Source organism: Pseudomonas sp. MWU12-2345, assembly GCF_023242385.1.
GTDB classification, from domain to species: domain Bacteria; phylum Pseudomonadota; class Gammaproteobacteria; order Pseudomonadales; family Pseudomonadaceae; genus Aquipseudomonas; species Aquipseudomonas gingeri_D.
In genome coordinates this window covers 134,476-156,896 of the sequence record NZ_JALLJA010000003.1, presented here as the reverse complement: position 1 = coordinate 156,896, position 22,421 = coordinate 134,476, and the positions used below count along the sequence as shown (strand labels likewise).

Sequence of the window (22,421 nt, the reverse complement as noted above, 5' to 3'; positions counted from 1 at the left end):
ACCTCAACCTCAAAACCAGCATCGGTTGGTGCTCGTCGGGGCACCGGGGAGCGGGAATCTCTACCTAGCGTCGCAAGGCAGCAATAGGTTGTGCCTCCGCAGCCAAGCATACGCCATACTGGTTTATCGTTTCCCAACACGGACACCCCCATGAACGATATTCAGCTACTGGTCCAGCTGATTGCACGGTTGGATACAAACCAGATGGCACTGCAAGCGGCGCTGGAAGAAGTGGCGCTGTGGATTCGCCAGCAGGGATCAAAAGACGTAGCAGCCAATGTAACCAGCTCGCTCCTGACGTTGACGCAGAATGCAGATTTTATTGCCCAGGGGATCGCAGAGCTTACTGTTTCTGCACAGGTACGTGGGTGGTCCCAGGAATAAGAATGGCTGGGCCATGGATCAATATCAATAGACGACCAAGGCATGTGTTAATTCATTGGGCCTCTGATCGCTCAGAACCGCCCATATCTACCTTTTGGCCATCAGACGACTTCTAAAGCGCGGTTTGGGGTAAGAGCTTCGCAACCAATGGGGTGGACGCCCCCGCCCACCATCGTATCGCCGTGTCGTTTTAGGCAGCGTGATGGATGATTCGATCTTCTCGACAAGCATCGCACCAAAATCCAGACCCGATTTAACCCGTTGGCACGCCCCAAATCATCGGTAGGCAGGTAAAAAGGTAATTCCCCCATTTTTAATACTCGCCAGAAATAGAGGTCAGGCCACCAGGGGCCAACTGCTGTTTTGGGGTGATGCCTCCGAGGGCCATGTTCGGGCGCTCGTGATTGTACGTCCATATCCAGTTCGTACCGTAGTCCTGAACCTCAGCTATCGACTCAAACAGGTAATGTCCCAGCCAGCCATAACGTACCGTGCTGTTGTAGCGCTCGACGTAGGCATTCTGCTGCGGATTGCCCGGCTGAATATATTCCAATCGGATGCCCCGTTTCTCGGCCCATCCAGCGAGCTTGGCGCTGATGAATTCTGGACCGTTATCGCCTGCGGCTTTCCACGCCATTCAATGACCTGATCCAATGCACGCACCACACGTTCAGCCGGTAGCGACAAATCAATTTCCATACTCAGGGCTTCACGGTTGAAATCGTCAATCAGATTGAAAACTCGAAAGCTGCGCCCATCCGCTAATTAATCGTGCATGAAGTCCATCGACCAACACTGGTTGGTGACCTCAGGAACGGCCAGCGGTTCGGGCTTCTCGCGCACGATGCGCTTACTCGGCTTGATCCGCAGGTCCAGTTCCAGTTCGCGATACATCCGGTACACCCACTTGTGATTCCAGCAATAGCCCTTCACGTTACGCAGGTACAGAAAGCACAAGCCAAACCCCCAGTTACGCTGGTTATGCGTGAGTCGGATCAGGTGATCGGCGATCTCGGCGTTTTCAGGCGACAACCGCGGCTGATAGCGATAGCACGTGATGCTGACGCCGAAGGCCAGGCACGCCAGCTTGATGCTGAACCGACCTGAGCGAACCGCTTCCTGCACCATCTCTCGTCGCCGCGATGGCTTCACCACTATTTGCCATGGCTTCCTGGATGATTTCGGCTTTGAGACGCTCTTCGGCGTACATTTTTTTGAGGCGACGGTTCTCTTCCTCCAGTTCGCGCAGCCGAGCCATCAGCGATTCGCCCATGCCGCCGAACTTGGTGCGCCACTTGTAGAAGGTGGCCGAGCTGATGCCGTGCTCGCGGCACAGCTCTGGCACAGGGCTTCCAGCCTCGGCTTGCTTGAGGACGGCCATGATTTGACTGTCTGAAAAACGCGATGTCTTCACGCAAAATTTCCTTGATCCGATTAGGAGAAAATTCTACTTCCGACGAGTACTTTTTTCAGGGGGTATTACCAAGATGCGAACGGATCTTGCCATCTCGAACCACCAGAGGCTATTTTGATTACCGTCCATTATACCGAGATGAGCATATGTCAGCATTTAAACCTCTTCTTAATCAAGGTTTTCCACTTCCAATAAACCATCTTTCACCGGATGCATTTGAGGACTTCGTATATCAAGCCTTGTCAGTCCTTGGTATGAAGAAGGGGTTTGAGATGCAGTCTGGACGTCAACCCTCGGGAGACCAAGGATTTGACTGCACTGCCAAGACAACAAACAACAATAGTTTGATTTGCATCCAGTGCAAGAGATACAATTCGGCACTCAATATAAAAACAGTTGCTGAGGAGATCATCAAGGTTTCGTTAGAAAGTGCGCTCAACACCTCGGTAGTCAAACAACACTACATAATAACTTCCGGCACTGTAGCCACCGTACTGCGTAAAGCTCTTAGGCAGCCCGATCACCTTGATTTAAAAAACGAATGCACCAGGATAATCAATGGTAAAAAATTTCATTTGGCTCTGATAAAAAATGCAGAGGACAAAAAACTTTCTCCGGCAGATGTCGCAGCAAAATATATTGATGACCTAGAAAAGCTGATTATCTGGTCATCAACTGACTTCAACAATGAACTTCTTGTTATTTGGAGCGCGCTTGATGACATTTTGGAGAGGCACTTTACAGTTGAAAAAATCCTGAAAGACAAGCCGACCCCAGACTTCAATATAGAAACCCATTTCAATAAAATATTTTCAAAAAACAAAAAATCAGCCCCCTTAAACTATACAACTACCTCCCTCCCCTCAAACCTACAGAGTGAAAAAGAACACGACACGTATAAAACGAATGTTTTATCCGAAAGCCACATAATGGAACTCTTAAAATCGAATAAAAAAATAGTCTTATCATCCCCAGGTGGAAGCGGAAAATCCACTACCCTTTCAGCGATCGAACAAGCACTACTCACCAAGAATGATGTAGAGCATCTCCCAATAAAGTTGAAACTTAGAAGTTACTCTCGCAACACCCTAGGTGAAATGATTAACCGTGAGCTAGGCATCAGCTACGGATCTTGGAAGAGCCTGCCATTTAAGTTCATCTTCCTACTTGATGGGTTAGATGAGATGCTTCATTGCGACACGCAGGCCTTCTGTGATGATCTTTTTCGTACCATCGATAGTTTCAGCTATATAATCACGCTGAGACACACCGGATTAAGTGTCAATACAATTATACGATCGATTGACACCTGCCTCACGATACAACCACTGTCGTATAGAAGCGCATTTTTCATAGCTTCAGAGACATTTCAAGAAGAAGACCTGAGAAATTTTTATAAAGAATACAGAAGCAAACTCAGCTCTGTCGGTTTCAATTTTTTTGCCTCACCGTTTGTGTTGTCACGCTCAATTGATTACTACAGCACACATAAAACACTGCCCGCAAGCACCGAAGAAATTTTGGAGGATTGGATATCTAGTAAATTAACGCAAGATCTGTCACGAGTAACTGATAGCGATTTAAAGCTTAACAAATTACATCCGTCCCAGGTCACAGAAGCCTTTTCCATTGTCTTATACAAGGCCAGTTACGACCTAGGGTTGGCATATATATCTGAGCAAAGTTTTGCCGAATTGATGATGGTGTGTTACGACGAACTGTCTGACTCCAAAAGCTATTTAACCAGAGTGGTTAACTTTTATGAGTTCACGACCCTAATTAAAAATTATGAAATACTGTATAAAGACGACGACGGTTTCTATATAACTCCGCACCAGATAATTTCTGATTATCTATCCTCTAAAACGCTTGCAAAAAATTGGCGCAATCACAGGAACTCGTCATTTAACACCGCGCACTATGACATTTGGTTATATTGCAGTAATTCTATACCCGAAGAGGATAGGCAAGAGTTTCTTGAAACGGCTTTCAAATTTGACCTATCATTAGGTACAAAAATCGCCCGAAAATTTCAAGGCAAATTTGTAACCGATATCCAAGATAAACTCTTAAACCTTGAACAAGATGAGAAGGTGCTGACTAGGAGCAACGCCATTTATGCACTAGGGTTGTTAGGCACTGTGCCCTGCTTGCACAGGCTAAAATCAAATCAAGGGTGTAGAGATTATCATCAGCTCGCGCAGAGACGTAGATCTCTCGCCCTTAACGGGAACAGAGAGACCCTTTTTCAAATCCTGGTCGACAATGAACCCCTCGCGCAAGGTCCTGCACAAGTTTCAGGTGGCGATTACGCTCTATGGTTTCGGTCTCCTCCAACAGTAATCACCGAAATTGCTAGAGAACGTGTCACTAAGTGGCTGACCGACAGACGGCCTTTGCTACGCATGAGCTTACGAACCCTTGCACGTTTTGGGGACAGTACCGACATCGAGAATGTAACTGCCGTTCTAGACAATACCGATGATGTGGGAGAATTTTTTGATGCAGCAAAGGCATTGCTGGAAATAGATAGAGAACACGCAATCGAGGCAATACTCAAGATCAGTACCAACGATAACATCAAATCATATTGGGCAAAAAAAGTGATCATTCCTCTAGGAATCGAGTGCGATACCGATCGAGAGTTTGATTACTTTATATCACTGAGTATAATTCCAGAAAATGAGGTTGCTGATCAGATACATCAAACGATTGACATTCATAGCCTCCTGAGCAAAACGAATCTCGATGAAGACAAAATTCGGACATTGATATCCACCTACAACAACTTAAAGTTCTCACAAGATTTTTATTATCGCGGACTTTTATGGAGCCTGGGACAAAGCGGGAGTCCGGGCTGTTTATTGCCACTAGTAGAACTCGCATACTCCCGAAATCGTCCAGATGAAATCCATTACGCGATAGGGTATCTAGCCAACTCACCCGAACTAGATATTGAAGAGAGTCTTGCGCAAAAAATTGACGCATACTTTGACTCGCTTAACGGAAAGCACGAAGGCACATTTCGTCATTATGTTACCTACTACTACAAGCATCAAACAAAATCAAAGGACTTTTGCTTTGCGCTTATGCGACAAACAACAAGTGAGAAATTCTCGATGCTGTCACCCGAAAGCATCTCTTTGAATAATTATCTTTATACTCTATGGGAGTACGATATAGTATTTGAATTCCTAGAGCAGAGTACCGACGACGAAAGCTGGATATCTGAGGAAGACGCCCTAAAATTGTTATTAATCAATACTGAAAATACTGGCATCGAGAAGAAAGCCGTAAAATTTAACACATTAAAAAACCTAGATAGAGCCAAACTTAATTCTTACGTTACTACAGTTGAAGATGCTGCTACAAAAGCATACATTTCTAGTTATATGCTTTTTAATGATTTATCTAGCAACCCATACGCGTTAATCGAAGAATATTTACCAGCGCTTCTATCGAACCATCTATCCCATTTAACTCTCGTCCATTCGTGCGTTCGGCACTGGGATGATAAACTAGCTCGATTATTTTTAACACATTTTTGCTATTTGAGCTGGGACATTGTTAGCGCTCAATTATTTGAACAACATATAGATATATTTTTGTCATTACTCACCAAGAAGCAGACGGAGGAGTTTGAGCGGAATCGAGAAGCTCCTGTCAATGCTAACATCGAGCGAATGTACAGAATATTTTTAGAGAGTAAAGGACTGGAAATCAAACCAATGGAAAATTGATACTAATAGATCGCGCTATTGTGCAGATGGAATTTCTAGCTACTGCGCGCCAAGAGAATTGGCGCGCATTATTCGTTAAAGCCGAGTTTATTGGTGATCAATCTTCTTAACTTACGAAACCGTCTAGGGAGAGAAACTCGTAAATCTTGACTGTGTTCGGAGCCTTTATCTTTAATATCTCGATCGGCTTTTTTAAACACAGAAGCTAGTTGTCGAAATCGTTGAGGCCATTCGCCCCAGACTATCAAGCCTCAGTTAACGTCTATGCTATATATCAGAAACCTATAAGGGGCAGCAGCTGGATCAAATATTTTCACACTGATGCTCATGCTTCGTAAGTAAATAAGCGGGGACCGTACCGACGACCTCAACTGCGACCTTAGAGTCTTCTTGTGAAAGTGTCGGCGTTCATGGACCGTCGTGCGGCTTAGTGTTAGGGGCAGACAGGCTAGCGCACTGGAAGCTTTCTGCGCCCGGCATAATTGAAAACCAACGCCAGAGGCTGCTATCGTGCAGACGCGACTGCCCACCGTCGACTACATTAGTAGAGCCCCCTTCGAATTAACAAATCAGTATCAACGGACACTGGTTGGGATAGATTTACTCAAGGGACGAAAAGGTGAGTCTGCGCAATATGTTTCCGAGTAAGTTGGAGAGATTAACGATGTGCATTAACGAAATTGAAAAGCAAGACGTGGAAACCTCTGCGCAGCCGGTGGCGACCATGATCGACGACATAAATGCGAAATGTGTAGATGCAGAATTAATCCACTTTTCTGATGGATGCGCGGTATACCTTGATCCAGAAGCCATGGCAACTGCTTTGAGCGTGGATCGACCGAGCGTGGTCTTTCGTAATCTGGAGACATTTGACCTTGACGTCCTGGTCCGCTCAGAGATCCTTTCGGCCGGAGGGCGAGCCTCGTCGCTTAACCGACGGAACATGGTTACTCCAACGGTAGCCGAGTGTTTGGAGGTCATCCCACCGGCTGATCAGATACGAGCTGGTCAGCCATATCGGATGATTTACGCATATGCCAAGGAAGGACTCACGCGTGTTTGCGTTGTGTATGCCGAGTGGCATTTAGATCTGGTGACCTTGATCGAAGACTTTATCGAAGGGCATGAGGAACGATTTGAAACGAGTACAGCCAGCGAAGCTGCCCAGCTTGCCGCTTTTTTCGAGCAATTGGCGGAAGAAATTGCCAACGATGAACGTTTCGTCCGGGCTCGTGGCCTTAGGAAAAAGGGCCTATTGGTTAAGGCTGTCTGGGGCGAAAGAATCCCACCTGACCCACAGATGCGGCTAACGCGCCTCGCGCAGGGAGAGGAGGTACAAGACTGGAACTTCGTGCACCTTGTTCGGCAGGCCAATGATATTGTCGATCAGAGACAGATGACGCAATGAGCAGGAAAGCTACCATGAGAATGGGGAAAATCTCCGCGCATCTTTCGAGGAGATTGGTAAAAATGCGGGCATATTAAGAAAGGATTGGCTCACTTGAAGGGATAGGGCACCGAGTAACAGATTGAGCACCAAAGCCCAGCCAGCAGCCAAAACACAATCCGAAAGCTACCGAAACGACGTTCTATAACTTAGGAGTATCATATGACTTTCGATCAAAATGGTTTTACTGGACCCAGCGGCGTATCTATAAGAATAAAACAACTCCAAGACTATGAGGAACTCTTCAATTTTGCGAAGGAATGCTCTCAACTAGCTGTTGAGATGACTCAGCTTCCATCTGACTCAACGCACAAAATCAAACTCATCGCCAGCCTATTTTTTGCACGCAGCACATCACACTTCCAAGCAGCAATATGCTTAGCAGAGGGCGGAATGACAATTGAAGCATTGGTGCTTTGCCGAAGTTTGCTGGAAACATTTTTTGTCCTCAACGCGCTTGCGGATGGCGTTGTGACACCAGAAGAACTGGTAAGTCATGATGGAGCCTCAAGAAAATCGCACGCTAACGCTCTTTTGAACAAGATAAACACTTACGAAAATGTCGCACCTTTTGTGGAAACACTAAGGGAATTTGTTACTGAAAAAGCTGGGGCAGTCGAAATAAAACTTTACGAGTTTGCCAGAAAAAGTAACGCATTAGCCGTCTATGATGGGTTATATAGGCACCTATCACACAATGCTGCGCACCCCTCGCTGTCTGCTGTAGACCCCTACCTAATGGATATGCCTAATGGCCTATTTCATGCTCAATTTCGGCCAATATTTGACTACACGCCGAGAGCGGTTCTTAGCGCCTGCACAGGGATTCTACTAAGTTGCTTCGCTTGCGATAAGATAGGCATAAGTACCCCTCTAACCAATGCGGAGATCACGAAACTACAGCGGAAATTTGAGGTTTTATATTCAGCTTATGACCCTTGGAATTGAGAAATAGCAAACAGTCTACTTTCAGCCAAAAGAGACACTCGCCAGCAAAACTTTAAACACACAAGAGCGTTCATCCGACCAAATAATTGTCATGGGGGAGGATGGAAGTCATGGCCTCTGAGCCAGGCTTCTATGTTCTCATCCTTCTCGTGGCGCTCGGTCCGTACGCTTATCCGAAGTACATTATTCTTTTATTCGGATAAAGACCCGCCTCGACCAAAATATATTGTTCGTGCGCCTCATACTCAGGTGTTTCGACTGTTTCGAAAATAGAAAACTGGTTATCTTGGAAACGATGGTATAGCTCTGGCCCCCATTGAGATACCTGCAAAACATGAATAGCAGCCATTGCCATAATCAACGAGCCAAGAGCTGCCCGATGAAATTCCTTTTCTCTGTCGTGCTTGACTGCGTTGTAGGAGCGATACCAAGGCAAGCTTTGTGTGGTCATCCCTTCCGCGTCACTCCACCCATCGAATGGCTTTAGTGGAGGGTAGTCAGGATGATTTTTTAGACGTACAGCCCACTTATCAAGCCGTAAAAGCGGTTTCAGCTTGACATAATCCCTTGTTCCATCCGGCTTTTTCGAGCTTGACTTGTTCGCCTCATAGACGCCTCGCCAGTTGGCCTCCACCTCTGTGCAAGCCAAAATCAGCAGCTCACGTACCTTGTGCCCGAAAGCTGCATCGTTCAACGGGCTAGGTTCGACACTTCTGAATAAGTTGTTCATTTCCTCGAATAAACTGGCTGCGGATAGCGAGTTCTGCGTTTTAGTTTTTAGCTCGGCATCACTGAGTGTTAGCCCGTTGTAACCACTATCCAAGATGTGTTTAGGGGGGATTCCTCGCCATACTCGGGGATAGTAGCTTCCTCGTGGAATGGCTAGCGGTTTCACTGTGTCCTTTCGCATATAGCAGTTTACATTGGCAGTGACTAGGGCTGCTGCATTGATCTCTGCGGAGTACTTAAACTTGTCTCCTGGCATGCCCTCATATTCGCCATGACGCTTCCAAATAGCTATCGAACCTTCCATGATTGGTGAGATTTGGTGTGGTAAAAAAACAGTAATTTTCTCCTCCGTGTCATACCAAAATGCTCCAAATCTTCCTTCATGATCCAAAAATCCGAAATCTGGCATCGCTACTTTCCTTTGCTGAAAACCTGAGGATGCCATAAATGATCGCTTTACCGAACCTTTCAGCGGCTCTCTTAACGTTTCTAAGTAGGCTAGCTAATTGGTTCTGAAAGGACTCGTCGTACCACTGTAGAAGAAACCTACAAGCCTGGCTCAGCAGGGCTAAATCTGCACGCCTGAAGATGCATGAAAAGACGGTGCCCGACGCCCAGTGTGTTGTCGTAGACACCCCACCACTGGCCACTTTCCAGGCTAAGCCTGGCTACCCGCTTCCACACCGACGCGCATCTGAAGTCAGCCCAGATCATCTCCATTGCAGACCGCAACGTGATGGGCGATGACGCGTGAATATCTCTTCACTCGTCATCGCCCTGACTGCTTATAGTTGGAAGGCCGCTACGCGGAAGCATCCCAGGGGGTGGGCTGCGGCTTTTCAACACGTTCTAGAAGCGCAACCCGACGATCTCATTGTTCTCATCGGTCGCTGGTAGATCATACGTGTCGATCAGCTCACCTTTGTCGAAGACAAGCCTCGGCATCCAGAACGAATGCTTCGCAACCAGAGGTAACAGTCGATCCAGGGACAATGCTTCTGTAGGCCTTCTCAACCTGAAAAAATACATGCCTCCCCAGTCGTCCTCAAAGTACTCCTTGAGGTCATCGCTATCCAGGGTCTGAGAAATAGGCCGCCCATCTGGGTCTTCTTCATCAGGCTGAGCACAGTAGTTCTCAAACAACTCCTTGCGCAGCAGCTCGAACGCGTACTCCTCCCATTTGATTGGGGATTCGTCGTTCTCTATGTCAGGGACTTCTGAGGCGTCGAAAGCCATTAGGAAGCCCTTGCGGTATGCATCCTCAATCGGCCTGCATTGCTCAGCAGCTTCGGCGACTTGATGCCAGCTGTCGAACCCAGCCGCCTTGGCAGTGATTTCCAGGGCTTCATGGTGAGGGACCTCGCCCTCTCTCTTGAGATTGCGAGCACGCTGCTTAAGGCGGGAGACGGACTTTTGAGATATCAGGAAAATGCGTTTCAAGGGGTAACTCCTCTGATCGCGGAGATTCGGTGCCCGCTGCCGAGATCCGCACAGGGAATCCCAAACGCTATAAATCGAGGAGAGATCGTCCCATTCGGGTTTGCCTAAGGCGGGCAGCAGGCTTCGATCAAGCCCGGCTGCATCATAGGCAGACTCGCCCAGGCATTCAAGCCCACTACGCTCCACTTGAATTGAGAACGGCGCCAAAACAGCTGTGAGCCGGGTGGCACGAAAGGCATCCCCATTAGATGGACCATCAATAACTTGACGGTCCCTACTCAATCTAGGAGTGCCCCTCTCGCGTCTAAGTAATTATTTGATCATAGCCTTGTAGTGCTCCGAATAACCACACTCTTCAAAAACCAGCCTAAGGCCCTCTTTGAAAACACTATAATCAAATTCCTTTATATCAAAAATATTTTGACCCAAAGAGTGCGACTCTCGGTTCATATACCTGTAGAACGTAGTAAATTTATCAGTCGAAAGGACTGGCTTCTGAAAAACATTATTGAAATCCTTCTTTTGCACAAAGTTGAAAAAATACTCGATTATATTGCGCATGCAGTTAGCAATCAGCGCCGGTGGCGAGGCCTGATCTTTGATTATCGACCAGTACGATTGGTAGTCATTTTGAATCTCTTCATACCTCATTGGTATTACAGAACTACCATTTGAATTCTTAACAACCCTAAACATCTGCTGTGCCTCATCGCGCTTTTCCTTGCTTGTGTAAGTCAGCTCATAAAAGAAATACAGACTATGAGTTAGCACAAAGACCTGCGCGTACAGCTTATCATTAATGAAGTATTTTTTAATCAACTGCCCAATATTGAAAACGTAAAGATGGGAAAGGCTGGATATCGGATCATCAATCACAACAACCTTCGCTTGAGGCACAGCAGTGGCCGTTTTCTGGCCTTTACAGAGTTCAATGAAGTAAAGAAAACTGATCACGGTTTTCTCACCCTCACTCAGTGAGTGAAAGGCATTGGCTTGATCAGCGGCCCTGGACACCCGGTAAAAATTTTCACCATAGGGCACCACCGAGAAACCATCGATGCCAATTTCTACCAGCCCAGCATTAATATTCTCAATTGACTCTTCGATGTTGACTGTTTGCTTTCTGAGAGTAGCAAGCCTGCCGTTAGATGCCGCGACATCGGTGCTAATCTTCGCGGCTTCTTGGCTTATTTTAGCGGCCTCGTTTTTAAGGTCTGAAGCTGACTGCAAATAGGCAGAAATCGTCTGATCATAGTCCCATCGCATCAGCGCCCAGAAACGAGATTTTATATCTTCCTTAGTCTGTTTCTTATTCACCACCTTGACATTATGTGCCTCGATCAACTTATTCAGGCCACTGATCAAATCGTTGATCGTGTCAACGGCTGACTGGGTATCGGTCAGGATAACCGGCGTGCTTGGGCTTTTGATTTTGTTGCCAATGTGCAGAGTATTTTCGCGTATTGACGCTTTCAAAGCCTCACAGGCGATACTCCATGCCTCCACAAGCTCTTTACTGGCGAGTGGGGAGTTCGAAATATCTTGGAGGTTCAGGCTGGAGGTCAGTGTCTCATAGCTGGTTTTGATTGACTCTAGCAGCTCAACATCTTGTTCGTAGGCCTCGTCGAACACTTGGCGTATAGAATCGATGATGTTTTGGGTGACTGTTTCTTGCTGGCAAAAAGGACAGGTTTGAGGATCTTTATCATCTGAAATGTACTGGAGCCCTTGCTTCACCCAGTCGGAGTTGCCAGCTTTAGTGATGAACTCCGCAACTGAACCTTCCTGACTGCCGACGATGACCTTCGACCAGAGTGGATCCGCTTCAATGCTCAGCCAGCCAGCGGATAGGGTTGAGATTTTGGCGAACGGAGCCGCACCCTCGCCTTCAATTGACGAGGCCTCTGCCTTCAAACCATCAGTCGTGTAGCCAGGTGCAGTTTCCGGCAGAGGTAACCCAATAATATGCTGAAAAAGGAGTTCTGTTCGTTTGAGGTTTTCCAAGCAAAACTCTAGAACGCGATCACCACCCGAGAAATTCGTCTTGATCTCCCAGACCTTCCCGCTTGCCTTTGTCTTTTCTTGGTCTAGCTTGGTGGAGTTTTCTGTGGCAAGACTAGAGTTCTGTTGCTGGGCGGCCAGATGCTTTTCCAGCTCCTTCGTTTCAGCCTCGATTTGCTGGAGTGCGACCTTGTTCTCTTTCGAGAGAGTAAAAATGCCTTTTAAATTATCTTCTTCGTAGAAGTAGTCATTAAGGAAGCTTTGGTTGTACACCAAAATTTCACACGGCTGACTGGTTTTCAGACTGCATTTAGCAAATTGGGGCGCGCTCTGGTTGTATAAAAATTCGGAGATGGTGCTCTTCCCTGCACCGTTGAGCCCGTAGATGAGCGACGTTTTGTTGGTCGGCGATAGAGTAGATTTGGATTTGTAACTGGTGACGCCATCTATGTTCAATTCCGTGATCACGAGCTGACTCCTGAATGTTGGGTGGCTTTGGGCCACCTCTGTTGGCGAGGAGCAGCATAGGTGAGCCAGGCGCTGCGTGCCACGATGATGGACACGCTAAAGACGTCACCCTTGACCTAAAGCACGGTAAACGGTCGCTTTGTGTACCCCGAAGATTTTTGAAATTTCCGAGACCGGACGCCCTCCTTCGAGCAATTCACGAGCGCGCGCAACCTGGGAGGGGCTTAGTGAAAGTTTTGGGCCAAATTTGACGCCCCTGGATTTGGCAGCGTCCCTACCGACACTGGTGCGCTCTGCAATCAATGACCGCTCGAAATCTGCAATTCCTGCGAAGACGGTCAAGATCATCCGGCCTGCCGGGGTCGTCGTATCAGCCCACGGCTCAGCAAGCGAGAGTAACCCTGCCCCACTGGCCCGGAGCAACTCAGCGATGGCCAGCAAATCGGAGGTCGACCGCGCGCGACGGTCTAGGCGAGTTACGATTACTACATCCCCGTGCCTGAGATGATCGAGCATGCGGGTCAGCTCAGGCCGATCTCTTTTGGCACCACTAACCTCCTCTTCAAAAATTCTGGCGCACCCTTGTTCAACTAACTGAGAGTGCTGATGTTCAAGACTCTGGCCTCGCGTTGAAACGCGGGCATAACCAATCAGGTGACTCATTATTATTCCGTCGTAAGTTATATTCCAAGCTTAACACAAATTGCGACAAACTAACGCAACACTCCAAGCACTGCCATTAGGAAATATAATTTTTGTCGCACAACTTTGAAATCATGCGACAACGACCGAGCGCAGATCAAACGCGGATACCAATATAAACAAGTGGAATCAAAAACATTCACACAAGCGACACACGCGGCATGGCGACCTTCATTTTTTAAAAGGCCACCATAACAAGGGAATCCTTTCAGTCACGCGAAAAAAGATCGTCGATTGGATCAATCGCCCTAAGCGATAGCTCGGACCAGTTCGTCCGTTGATCCCTATAGGACTCATAATCTTGCTCACGCTCTGCCTCATAAAAGTACTTATCATAAAACCTATCCACATCCACATAACCTGCAACACTATCAGCCACACTGGATGAGTCATTAGCCCCCAGCTCAAAAGCTTTTTCATCCATCAACTCAATAAACTTTCTGCGTGCTGCTGATTGCGAACTACAATCAGAAAAAACCTCAGATTCTGGAAACTCATCCTCAACCGATGCAATTAGATGCTCTTTGACAACTTCGTCATATGCATCATAAAGCGACTGATGCCCTACTACATCAAAGCTTTTGACTATTTTACTTATAACCAGTAACTCATCATGGCCTGGATCATTTGCAAAAGCTCCTAACAAGAACATCTCCACGGCGGTTTTACTAACACCGCCATTGCGCAGCCCCCACAACAGCACACGTGCCGATCCCAAAAAGAGTCCACCACATTTCTCACCAGCGATGAAATCAATCGCTTTTGACAGATTCTGATCTGAGGAGCTGAATTTTATCCCAAGCTCGGATCTTAAAATGCATAGCTGTGCAACGAACTCGGCATCAAACCCAAGAAAATTTATATCAGTGACAGATAGAAAGACATGACCTACCACGTCAGCAGCCACGCCACCAGTGATTATCTGGTTATCCACCATATCCTTCAGCGTCTTCAAAGAAGACTGTGTCTTAAGGCTACCAAAGCACTGCCGCAGAGCAGGAGTGTTATTGGCATATCTATTGAATACGAAGTCACCTAAAGACGGGTTAAATAGCCGAACAAAGGGCTGACTATCGCCTACTACAAATCTTGTGAGCATCGAACCAGATAGATGACGGAGATTTAATAGGAAATCCTTTTTCCCAGTAAGGCTGGCAGCTCCTGGGCTAGCCAAATATCGTGCGAACGCCTCTGAAAGCTCAGATTCAGTAATCAGGCGTCCGCTCATAGCAACCAATAAAACCAGCGCACGACCGCAGTCGTCCAATTGCGATTGAAATGGATGATCCCAGATCTGAGAGGGATCATCTAACAAACCTGTTGCATGAGACCAGTATGACTCTGGCGGGACATTTTCCAACCGCTGGGCATCGGTAATAAATCGGATAAGCCGAGGATTGAAATTTTTATGATCAATAATGGTTCGATAGCGTCTCTGCGAATATAGCTGCTCTACGTATTCGCCATCCAATTCAGAATGCCAAATATGATTATAAAGGATTCGAGCCTTATCAATTTTCTCCAAAGACTCAAGCGTTATCTCAAACTCATTTCGACTCATGTTAGAGTTATGGAAAACATCATTCAAAATCTTTCCCTGATTCAAGATAGTGGTTCGAGAGGTCAATACAAAGCGCTTTTTAGGGTTTTTGGCTATACGCTTAATAAAACTTACAATCTTCGCCCCCTCATGCCCAGAAAGCGCTTCCAAATAGTTGCGACCCAAAAAATCATCAAAATAGAATATTTGCTTTGAGTCTTGGTCGTAAACTCCTTCTGCTTCTTTAATATCATCAGAAATCACCGAAAGCGCAAAACCTTCTGCGGCATATTGTAGAATCAGCTGACCTGCCAGCGTCGTCTTACCGATCCCTGCCGGACCTGTGATAATGACGACATTCATGGACTCCAGCTTCTCAATGGCCTCATCATGATTGACGGTCGGCACATACAGCCGAGACGCCTCCATAATTTCGTCAAGCTCAAACTGGCTTCTATCATATATAGGCTTATTGAAGATATAACTCAGGACATTTGAGCTAGCAATCCAGAGCTTATAATGTCGCTTTTCGACATCAGGGTGGCTTGCCAATATATCATTTAAATCCTCTCGACCTAATATATCATCTGGTGAGCACACAAAAGGCGAAAGCTTCTCCATTAAAATGCTTTTATCCTTGCGTGAAAGCGGGTGTGATACTGCCAAAATATATCGACTTGGCGATAGCTTCTGAACTTTCAGCCTTTCAGAGTCCTCAATAGATTTAACGAGCTTTTCTAACGGGGTCGAAACCCAATGCTTACACTGTAGGATCCACTCATCACCCTCGGACTTAAAATAACGACCATCCACCCCTCCATCACGTCCAGGCTTGAACCGCTCAAACCGAACGCCTTCCCTTGCGCTCAGCAGGTCAGTGCAGAAGACTTCAAATTCCTTGTCGTTTAGCCGCGAAAAATCGTACTCGTTCACAGAAGCCTCGCTTGGTATTGAGCCACATGCCACTCACCAGCCCCAATACGTGATTGTAGTTTTTGATGGTTTTCTATGACTCATTGCTGGGAGAGCTGCGTACAGATGGCTACCAGGCGCTCCACTATATTTACGTATAGAAACCGGGCGGATAGAGCACCCGCCCGGACTGAGCCAGGGGTGGTTAGCTGGGGGTCACTGGCCGACCGATTCCCTCTCCAATTTTGTCGAAGTAGTAAGTCACTCGTTCACGTAGCGCTTTTGCAAATGGCGCCGTGTCAGCATCGGCCATTGCCAGCAAATGATCCTTCAAATTATCGATCCACTCGTACTCATCCCTCAGGGATTGACCAGTTTGAAGATTATGCTCGTATCGCTTTGCGAGCGAAGCGAAAAGCTGGTCATTTGAGCGAGAGTCGACAATCAGAAGGTCTGCCAAATCTCCCATATTTGTATGGTGCAAAAATGGTGCGCCGCCATAGTTTTCGTCATCAATGCCGTATTCATACAGTGATGGATAGCTGTCAGGCCCAGTCGCCAGGCGCGCAACATAGCTCTGCGCTTTTACCTTCAACTGCCTACGTAGCGCCTCCGCACTGGCGTCCTTCACCATCGTGTAGATTGGGCTGAATTCTGGGTTCGTGTAAGACGAATATCCGAGCCCAGCAGCACTCATGCTGTCGAACCCATAAACGCCCTTGTTTGGTGTCAACGTACCGGCATCTACCAACCTTGACATATATTCAGTGAAGTACTTCAGTAGCTCCCCTTCGCCCTCAATCAGCTGGTCACCATATCCACGGAGGGTAATGGCGATTCCTGCCACATGCAGAATCACACCTGGATGAATGAGCTTAGCTCCAGCCAGTTCAGCCAAAAGCTTCGTCCTGGCCTTTTCGTACTCCGATTTATTCAAGTGGGACCAATCCCAGAGCAGCCTCCAGGCCGGGATTTGAGCGTGCCCGACTACGTCCGGGTGGCGTGCTAACCCCTCATTGATTGCATCCACAGCGATTTTTCCGCTGAAGAACAGGTCGGCCAGGTGATTTGGGCTGACGATGGGATCCGTCCAGCGGACCTCAGGGTAGCGGTTGTTGAGCATCTCAAAGGCTTGCTCAGTTGGAGTCTTTTCTGATTTCGAAAACAGCCGCCCCATTGAGAAAGCAGTAGTCGGAAGCCGCCGGAGCATATCCTCGTTCAATTCTGCACTGCGCGCCTCACACCCCGTCGCGATCATGTAGAACAGCAGCTGCTTCAGGGCATCTGGTACATCGCTCAGCCGCTTGTCCACCACACCCACCAAGCGCTCGAAATCTGCGAGCACGGCGCGCAGATTTCGATAATTTGGCTTCTTCGAGGCGTTGAAAGTGGCCAGCAACGCAGCCTTCTCAGCAGAGATGATGTCCTTGGCTATACCTGGCTTGAGGTCGTCCGTTAGCTTGTCCAAAACTTCAGCAGGATCAGCCTTGACCTCAATGGTCTTGCCTACAAGCTTCTCTTTCTGCCTGTCGTAGTCATCACGCTGGGCTTTCGGAATCTCGCTCTCGTTGGCCAAGATGATCACCTTGAGCTTCTCATGCTCGACGAGCGTATTGATGAAGCCCATGACATCCGAGATCTTCATCGAGCAACGTTCCAAGTCGTCGATGACCAAGATCTTGCCATCAAGGTTCAGGAACAGGTCCTTCACCATGCCAGTGCTGCCCTTCGCCCCGGAAACCTTTTCCACGAACCCGGAAGCGATATTCCCGAAAAGCTGAAAACCTTTTGAAGTGAGCTGGGGATGGATCTGTGCGAAGAATTGATCCTTGATCGCCGAGATGGCCGTGACGCCAAAAAGGCTCGCGTACAGGTAGTAGGGCCCTTTGTCCTCGGCCACACGGGGCGAACGGTCGTTCAGATACTTCTTGATGAAATGGGTCTTACCAGCTCCCCACGGCGCGGAAAGCATAACCGCGTATTCAGTGTCGACAGAATCATCAAGGTAGTAGTCCAGCAGTTTTGTCGCTTCATTGGATTGGCTGCTCGCCATGGCTAAAACTCCGGCATGCTGTGTAGCGGATCGGGATCCTCTCCACGCTGGAGCGGATTGGACTTCAAGTCACATTGGCGAAGCGTATCGACGATGACGTGGGCGTCGTCCAGGCCTGCAACCAAGCGCTCTAGCTCGTCCATCGACATCTCGGTCACAAGCTCAACTTCGACGTCAGGGAACATCTGGTCTGGGAGTATCGTGAGGCGCTGCACCGCTTTCATGCCAGGTGTCAGCATCAGTTCGAACACGTGATGAATCGTGTCCGCTCGAAAAGAAAACGTGGTCATTAATTGATCGAGGCCTAAGGGTCGGAATGGATTCAGATGGGGGCGCAGTGCCATCAAATTCAATACCCGGACTCTACCAAATGCTCCCTCCAGAGGGGCTTCGACCTTTTGATATCACGCCATTCTGGTTAGCGGCGCAGCTGGCAAGACCACACTGAAGCTGGCAGGCTTCAGTGCCTGCGCGGCTGTAACAACAATGCTGGCCGAAAGCCAAGCAGGAAGCCTGGCGAATTATCGAAGCTGTAAATCAATGCCTATAGGGTTGGGCTGTTATTAAGCGAAGGCCCGCCTAACGCCTTTACTCGTAGTTTTTTAGGGTCAAAGGCCATTTTTTTCATAAGATCAAAATCAACCGCCATGCTCCTACCATCTTGATGGACCACAGCGAGATAGCAATTTATTTTGAACCTCTTCGCAAGCTTATCGACTTCCTGCCGATACTCCTCGGTTTCAAAAGGCTCCTCTGATGTACGTTTCACCACTACGAAAAAATGCTCAAAATTACCGTTGTAAAACCTTTCGACGTGAAGATCAACTACAACATCTTCAACAGGAGCCAACATGCGGTAGTCATAATTTTTTCTAGTCAAAGGAAGCGCGACGCTTAGCCTGCAAAATTTATCTAAATGCTCACTCATAAAATATACCCAACCAAACTAAACGAACTGCGAAGAAAAGCTACTCAACTCGCTAGCAAAATAATCATTCACTTCATTATACAGCATTAATAAAGTCTCATCACACCCAAAATTATGAAGCCTTGGCACCGCCCAAATCCCACCCTCATGAGAATGCTCAATGGCTAGAAAATAAGCATCTTCCACTGTTTTTTTGCTAACATCGATAGCAACTATATAAGTAGGAACCTTTGACTTCCGGGACTTATCTACATGCCCTTCATTGAAGCCGACATTAAATGACTTCGATGGATTCGAAACCATTGTTGCCTTGACTTGCAATAAAAAAAATGGGCCTAAGTCACGATCCTTCTCCCCAAGTAAGCTAACGCTAAAATCAAAGGTTTCGTTCTTTGCGCCAAGATACTTCGCATCAAATATAACCTTCCCGTCGACCGGCCTCCCCAAAATTGTGGAGATGGCAGCTTCGCCCCTACGCCCTATCGGATCTGACACTGTAACCTCTCAACGAAATTATAAAAGCCACACTTTCCTACATATATCAGCGTTCTACGTATCACTAGGGACTGGCTTCGATCAGACCCAGCGCTTTGACCTCACACACCACCTAACCCCCGCTGGCCACTTCCGCGCAGCGGGCTATCAAACCTGGTTGAAAATCTAAGCACCAAGCTCGCCTGCGGCCATTGCCTGTCCATTTTCTTGGAACGGAACGGCCTCTACTGACGCCACGATTTTCTGGGATACTGAGCCTCCAGGCAACACCGAAAGGCTCTAGCATGGGCTCTTTCGCTTACTGATGAGCAATACGTACGGATGCAGACATGGAAAGGATCAATCTCGCTGTCCCATTCTCAGAGAAAGATGAGGCGAAATCACTCGGTGCCAGATGGGACCCTTCCCTGAAGAACTGGTACATCCCTGTGGGGGTAGAGATCGGCCCACTGCTCCGATGGCTGCCGGTGACACAGCAAGCCGACCTGGAGCACGGACCAGAGTTTTGCGTCAGAGCGCCCTACTACTACGTCATGGAGTCCATTTCTCACTGCTGGGGCTGTTCCAATCTGACCCGCGTGTTTTCGTTCAAGCTGCCCGAGCAACACGAAGAATTCGATTACTACGAAAATGAGGACGAAGATTTCACGCTCACAAGCAACCTCGGCGAATGGAAGTGCCATGGATATCGCGGGACGGTCTCCAACATCGACAGCCTCTCCCCCCTGGTCACGAAGCAAATCCATCGCTTCACCACCAAATTCAAGCTGGCCTACAGCAAAACCGCTGGCAGCCGTTACCTGATGAACCACTGCGAGCACTGCGGTGCAAAGCTCGGCGATTTCTTCATGCACAGCGAACCTGGTGGAGCTTTCTTTCCGACATCGCCAGACGAAGCTCAGCGCATGACTCTCATCAAAATCAACGAGCGGTTCGATGCCAACTGTAGCGTCGGCTTCGCCACCGAAGACTTCTTCGGCTGGATGCAGATTCGCGAGCAACCTTAATTACCACGGTTGAGCACCGCGCTGCCCGGAGGCTTCACGCGTTCGAGGTGCACCAGCGGTATTGAGTTAAATCAGTAGACCGACGAACAGAATAAGGTCGTAACCGGGGGTGATGAAAAAACAGACTTCCCTCGTTACCGGCTGGCCAGGAACCGGCAAAACACTAATCGTAATCGAAACCGCTCGGAGGCTAGCTGCACAGGGAAAGAAGGTGCTTGTAGTCTCGTTCAACAACAAGCTCACCGAGTATGTTCGCACCCAGCTTGCTGACTCGAAAGACTGAGACGTGATGACCTGGCACGGCCTATGTGGACAGGCATTTAATGTCCTGAACTGCCCAAACGCTGATTTATTAGCACGAGACGAAAAAGGTGGGATTAATTGATATGGGCTGACCAGAGCGCTTTGGGCTCTTAGCGCGAGCTGACAAGTGAATAAATTGTAGTGGTCTAACGGTGTTTTTCAAGGTGATCGTCGCGTCACCACCTAATTACGTACTCTTTTCTCGACCTGTTGCTCCCGATCTGGGTTCAACAGCACCGTGCCTAGCCCAGCGTGTCCTTGGTCTGCTTACAGGTTCCCAACCGACCACGGACCTGACCAGTCAGCATACGTGTCTGCATCGACTGATAGGCTTTGGTCGAACCGTACTGCTGCTTCACAGCATCGAGCTTGTTCTTCGCCTCAGTCATCTGTGTCACGCAATCATTAATGTCTTTCTTCGACAAGGTTCGCGTGCCCGCCTGATTAGGTGTGCCTTCAGGGTGATTCTCGTACATCTTCTGGACCTCAGTGAGGCTTGCCAGTGCAGCGGCTTCATCCTCATTGCTTGCTGCCCATACCGAGCCACACATCACTACTGCAACCATTCCTGCTACACACTGCTTGATCAATGGAAACTTCCTTTGTCATTGATGGGGTTTTCTATCCTACCGGCAGCCGTTAGCTACGGGCTACCTGAAAAGCCCACCTTACGTAATGCAAGCCATAGGCTATCATCAAGGAATGCTGCGCCTGAAAGCACTCAACGCAACCCCGTATAGCTTGAAAACAAGGAATGTGTAATGAGCAAGGTTTACCCCATTGAAGATGCTGTTCCGCTGCCACCTGATGAAGACGAAAAAAAACCGGAGAAGAAGATTTTAACCAAGGACGAAAAAATTGAGAAGGAGAAAAAAGAGCTTCTATCTTCGGTAGCTGCCGCTGACTTTTCTTCCTTGAAGCCTAGAGTTGCATACGTATTAAACCTTTATCCTCACACTCGAAATAGCGACATTTCGCTTTCATTGAAATACTGGGAAATATTCCAACCAGACCTTTACAAAGAAAGCGGGATTCAACCGAAAGACCTATTCAAGCTGGAAAGGCTTCATTACATAGTCCGTGCCCGCGCTAAAATACAAAACGAGTACGAGCTATTTTTAGCGGATACTGAAATCAAAAAAAGCCGCAGAAGAAATGAAGAGAAAATGGAAGGTGCAGTCATTGATGACTCCCCACCCGTCAAGAAGGTGCATATATTTTCAGATGAAACAGGGAAAACGCACAAATTCGTAATGGTCGCATCTGTGTGGGTTCTCAATGGCAGAGCAGTATTCGCCGCCAGCAAAGCCATAAGCGAATGGAAAGCGAAATCTGTCTGGAAAAACAGAGAAGTTCATTTTACAAAATTTGGTAAAAGCGATTACGAAACCCTGAAATCATACCTTGGAGTGATTTTAGAAAATCGTGAGTATCTAGGATTTAAATACATAGCAGTCGAGCGGGCGAAAACCAATCGTCCGATTGAAGAAACAATTCTCAAGCTGCATGAGCTGATGCTTGCGCGTGGTGCTGCTCATGAGCTGGAAAGCGGAAGGATAGATCTACCGAGAGAGATGGAGGTAACTGTGGATGAAGAGCAATCGTTGGACTCCTTTGTTATTTCTGACCTAAGAGACCGTGTAGGGGAAACCTTCAAAAAAGGGTATGAGGATAAGCTGCAACTGACCTCATTGCAGACCGCCTCATCAAAAAACAGTGCTCTGATCCAATTGTCAGATGTGATCGCTGGAGCGATAGGTCGAATTCTTAACCATGACGGGGAACGTAATTTTAAAGACGACATGGCTGACCTCGTTATCCAGATGCTAGATCTAAAAATTGAAGAAGGCGACATTGACGGACTCGATTCAGCGGCACGGTTCAACGTCTAAGGTTGAAGGGCAAGGCAT

Annotated in this window: 17 protein-coding genes and 1 pseudogene; 7 read left to right on the top strand and 11 right to left on the bottom strand. The window is 47.7% G+C overall.

Annotation, left to right across the window (positions count from 1 at the left end):
• Positions 1-150 precede the first annotated feature (150 nt).
• Positions 151-384 (top strand): hypothetical protein, encoded by a 234-nt coding sequence (locus M5C71_RS09175; RefSeq protein ID WP_248767676.1) that lies wholly within the window; start codon positions 151-153, stop codon positions 382-384.
• 313 nt (positions 385-697) lie between these two features.
• Here M5C71_RS09175 and M5C71_RS09170 read toward each other — a convergent pair.
• A pseudogene (locus M5C71_RS09170) lies at positions 698-1,798 on the bottom strand (IS3 family transposase).
• 146 nt (positions 1,799-1,944) lie between these two features.
• Here M5C71_RS09170 and M5C71_RS09165 point away from each other — a divergent pair.
• The 3 genes from M5C71_RS09165 (at position 1,945) to M5C71_RS09155 (ending at position 7,933) form a co-directional block, all read left to right on the top strand.
• Positions 1,945-5,538, top strand: a complete 3,594-nt coding sequence (locus M5C71_RS09165; protein ID WP_248767675.1) for a restriction endonuclease — start codon at positions 1,945-1,947, stop codon at positions 5,536-5,538.
• Positions 5,539-6,157: 619 nt separating this feature from the next.
• Entirely contained in the window at positions 6,158-6,946 is a 789-nt protein-coding gene (locus M5C71_RS09160; RefSeq protein ID WP_248767674.1) for a hypothetical protein, read from the top strand.
• A 201-nt stretch (positions 6,947-7,147) separates the two neighbouring features.
• A complete protein-coding gene (locus M5C71_RS09155; protein ID WP_248767673.1) occupies positions 7,148-7,933 on the top strand; it encodes a DUF5677 domain-containing protein in 786 nt (261 codons plus the stop codon).
• Positions 7,934-8,102: 169 nt separating this feature from the next.
• Here the strand turns inward: M5C71_RS09155 and M5C71_RS09150 are convergent, their stop codons facing one another.
• The 9 genes from M5C71_RS09150 to M5C71_RS09110 form a co-directional block, all read right to left on the bottom strand.
• Positions 8,103-9,071, bottom strand: a complete 969-nt coding sequence (locus tag M5C71_RS09150; RefSeq protein ID WP_248767672.1) for a hypothetical protein — start codon at positions 9,069-9,071, stop codon at positions 8,103-8,105.
• Between the two features lie 440 nt (positions 9,072-9,511).
• Entirely contained in the window at positions 9,512-10,102 is a 591-nt protein-coding gene (locus M5C71_RS09145) for a hypothetical protein (protein WP_248767671.1), read from the bottom strand.
• Positions 10,103-10,414: 312 nt separating this feature from the next.
• Complete coding sequence (locus M5C71_RS09140) at positions 10,415-12,571, bottom strand: AAA family ATPase (protein WP_248767670.1); 2,157 nt, start codon at positions 12,569-12,571, stop codon at positions 10,415-10,417.
• 105 nt (positions 12,572-12,676) lie between these two features.
• Complete coding sequence (locus M5C71_RS09135) at positions 12,677-13,234, bottom strand: recombinase family protein (RefSeq protein ID WP_248767669.1); 558 nt, start codon at positions 13,232-13,234, stop codon at positions 12,677-12,679.
• A 247-nt stretch (positions 13,235-13,481) separates the two neighbouring features.
• On the bottom strand, positions 13,482-15,746 hold the full coding sequence (locus M5C71_RS09130) for a restriction endonuclease (protein WP_248767668.1): 2,265 nt from the start codon (positions 15,744-15,746) through the stop codon (positions 13,482-13,484).
• Positions 15,747-15,930: 184 nt separating this feature from the next.
• Entirely contained in the window at positions 15,931-17,778 is a 1,848-nt protein-coding gene (locus tag M5C71_RS09125) for a P-loop NTPase fold protein (RefSeq protein ID WP_248767667.1), read from the bottom strand.
• A gap of 2 nt (positions 17,779-17,780) precedes the next feature.
• On the bottom strand, positions 17,781-18,068 hold the full coding sequence (locus tag M5C71_RS09120; protein WP_248767666.1) for a hypothetical protein: 288 nt from the start codon (positions 18,066-18,068) through the stop codon (positions 17,781-17,783).
• 254 nt (positions 18,069-18,322) lie between these two features.
• Positions 18,323-18,706 carry a hypothetical protein gene (locus M5C71_RS09115; RefSeq protein WP_248767665.1) on the bottom strand — a complete coding sequence of 128 codons (384 nt, stop codon included), beginning with the start codon at positions 18,704-18,706 and terminating at the stop codon, positions 18,323-18,325.
• Between the two features lie 18 nt (positions 18,707-18,724).
• Positions 18,725-19,201, bottom strand: a complete 477-nt coding sequence (locus M5C71_RS09110; RefSeq protein WP_248767664.1) for a hypothetical protein — start codon at positions 19,199-19,201, stop codon at positions 18,725-18,727.
• Positions 19,202-19,530: 329 nt separating this feature from the next.
• Between M5C71_RS09110 and M5C71_RS09105 the strand changes: the two genes are divergently transcribed.
• Together M5C71_RS09105 and M5C71_RS09100 are read left to right on the top strand one after the other, a co-directional pair.
• Positions 19,531-20,208, top strand: a complete 678-nt coding sequence (locus tag M5C71_RS09105) for a DUF5710 domain-containing protein (RefSeq protein ID WP_248767663.1) — start codon at positions 19,531-19,533, stop codon at positions 20,206-20,208.
• A gap of 112 nt (positions 20,209-20,320) precedes the next feature.
• Positions 20,321-20,491, top strand: coding sequence for a DNA/RNA helicase domain-containing protein (locus M5C71_RS09100; RefSeq protein WP_248767662.1), 171 nt, complete (start codon positions 20,321-20,323; stop codon positions 20,489-20,491).
• A gap of 262 nt (positions 20,492-20,753) precedes the next feature.
• On the opposite strand, the gene M5C71_RS09095 is transcribed toward M5C71_RS09100, so the two are convergent.
• Positions 20,754-21,101, bottom strand: a complete 348-nt coding sequence (locus M5C71_RS09095; RefSeq protein WP_248767661.1) for a hypothetical protein — start codon at positions 21,099-21,101, stop codon at positions 20,754-20,756.
• 171 nt (positions 21,102-21,272) lie between these two features.
• On the opposite strand from M5C71_RS09095, the gene M5C71_RS09090 reads away from it, so the two are divergent.
• Positions 21,273-22,403, top strand: a complete 1,131-nt coding sequence (locus tag M5C71_RS09090) for a DUF3800 domain-containing protein (RefSeq protein WP_248767660.1) — start codon at positions 21,273-21,275, stop codon at positions 22,401-22,403.
• Positions 22,404-22,421: the final 18 nt, after the last annotated feature.

Excerpts from the sequence above, each read along its gene's own strand:
- M5C71_RS09175 (WP_248767676.1), top strand. The coding sequence starts at position 151 with ATGAACGATATTCAGCTACTGGTCCAGCTGATTGCACGGTTGGATACA.
- M5C71_RS09165 (WP_248767675.1), top strand. The coding sequence starts at position 1,945 with ATGTCAGCATTTAAACCTCTTCTTAATCAAGGTTTTCCACTTCCAATA.
- M5C71_RS09155 (WP_248767673.1), top strand. The coding sequence starts at position 7,148 with ATGACTTTCGATCAAAATGGTTTTACTGGACCCAGCGGCGTATCTATA.
- M5C71_RS09150 (WP_248767672.1), bottom strand. The coding sequence starts at position 9,071 with ATGCCAGATTTCGGATTTTTGGATCATGAAGGAAGATTTGGAGCATTT.
- M5C71_RS09135 (WP_248767669.1), bottom strand. The coding sequence starts at position 13,234 with ATGAGTCACCTGATTGGTTATGCCCGCGTTTCAACGCGAGGCCAGAGT.
- M5C71_RS09125 (WP_248767667.1), bottom strand. The coding sequence starts at position 17,778 with ATGGCGAGCAGCCAATCCAATGAAGCGACAAAACTGCTGGACTACTAC.
- M5C71_RS09120 (WP_248767666.1), bottom strand. The coding sequence starts at position 18,068 with ATGACCACGTTTTCTTTTCGAGCGGACACGATTCATCACGTGTTCGAA.
- M5C71_RS09115 (WP_248767665.1), bottom strand. The coding sequence starts at position 18,706 with ATGAGTGAGCATTTAGATAAATTTTGCAGGCTAAGCGTCGCGCTTCCT.
- M5C71_RS09105 (WP_248767663.1), top strand. The coding sequence starts at position 19,531 with ATGGAAAGGATCAATCTCGCTGTCCCATTCTCAGAGAAAGATGAGGCG.
- M5C71_RS09100 (WP_248767662.1), top strand. The coding sequence starts at position 20,321 with ATGAAAAAACAGACTTCCCTCGTTACCGGCTGGCCAGGAACCGGCAAA.
- M5C71_RS09090 (WP_248767660.1), top strand. The coding sequence starts at position 21,273 with ATGAGCAAGGTTTACCCCATTGAAGATGCTGTTCCGCTGCCACCTGAT.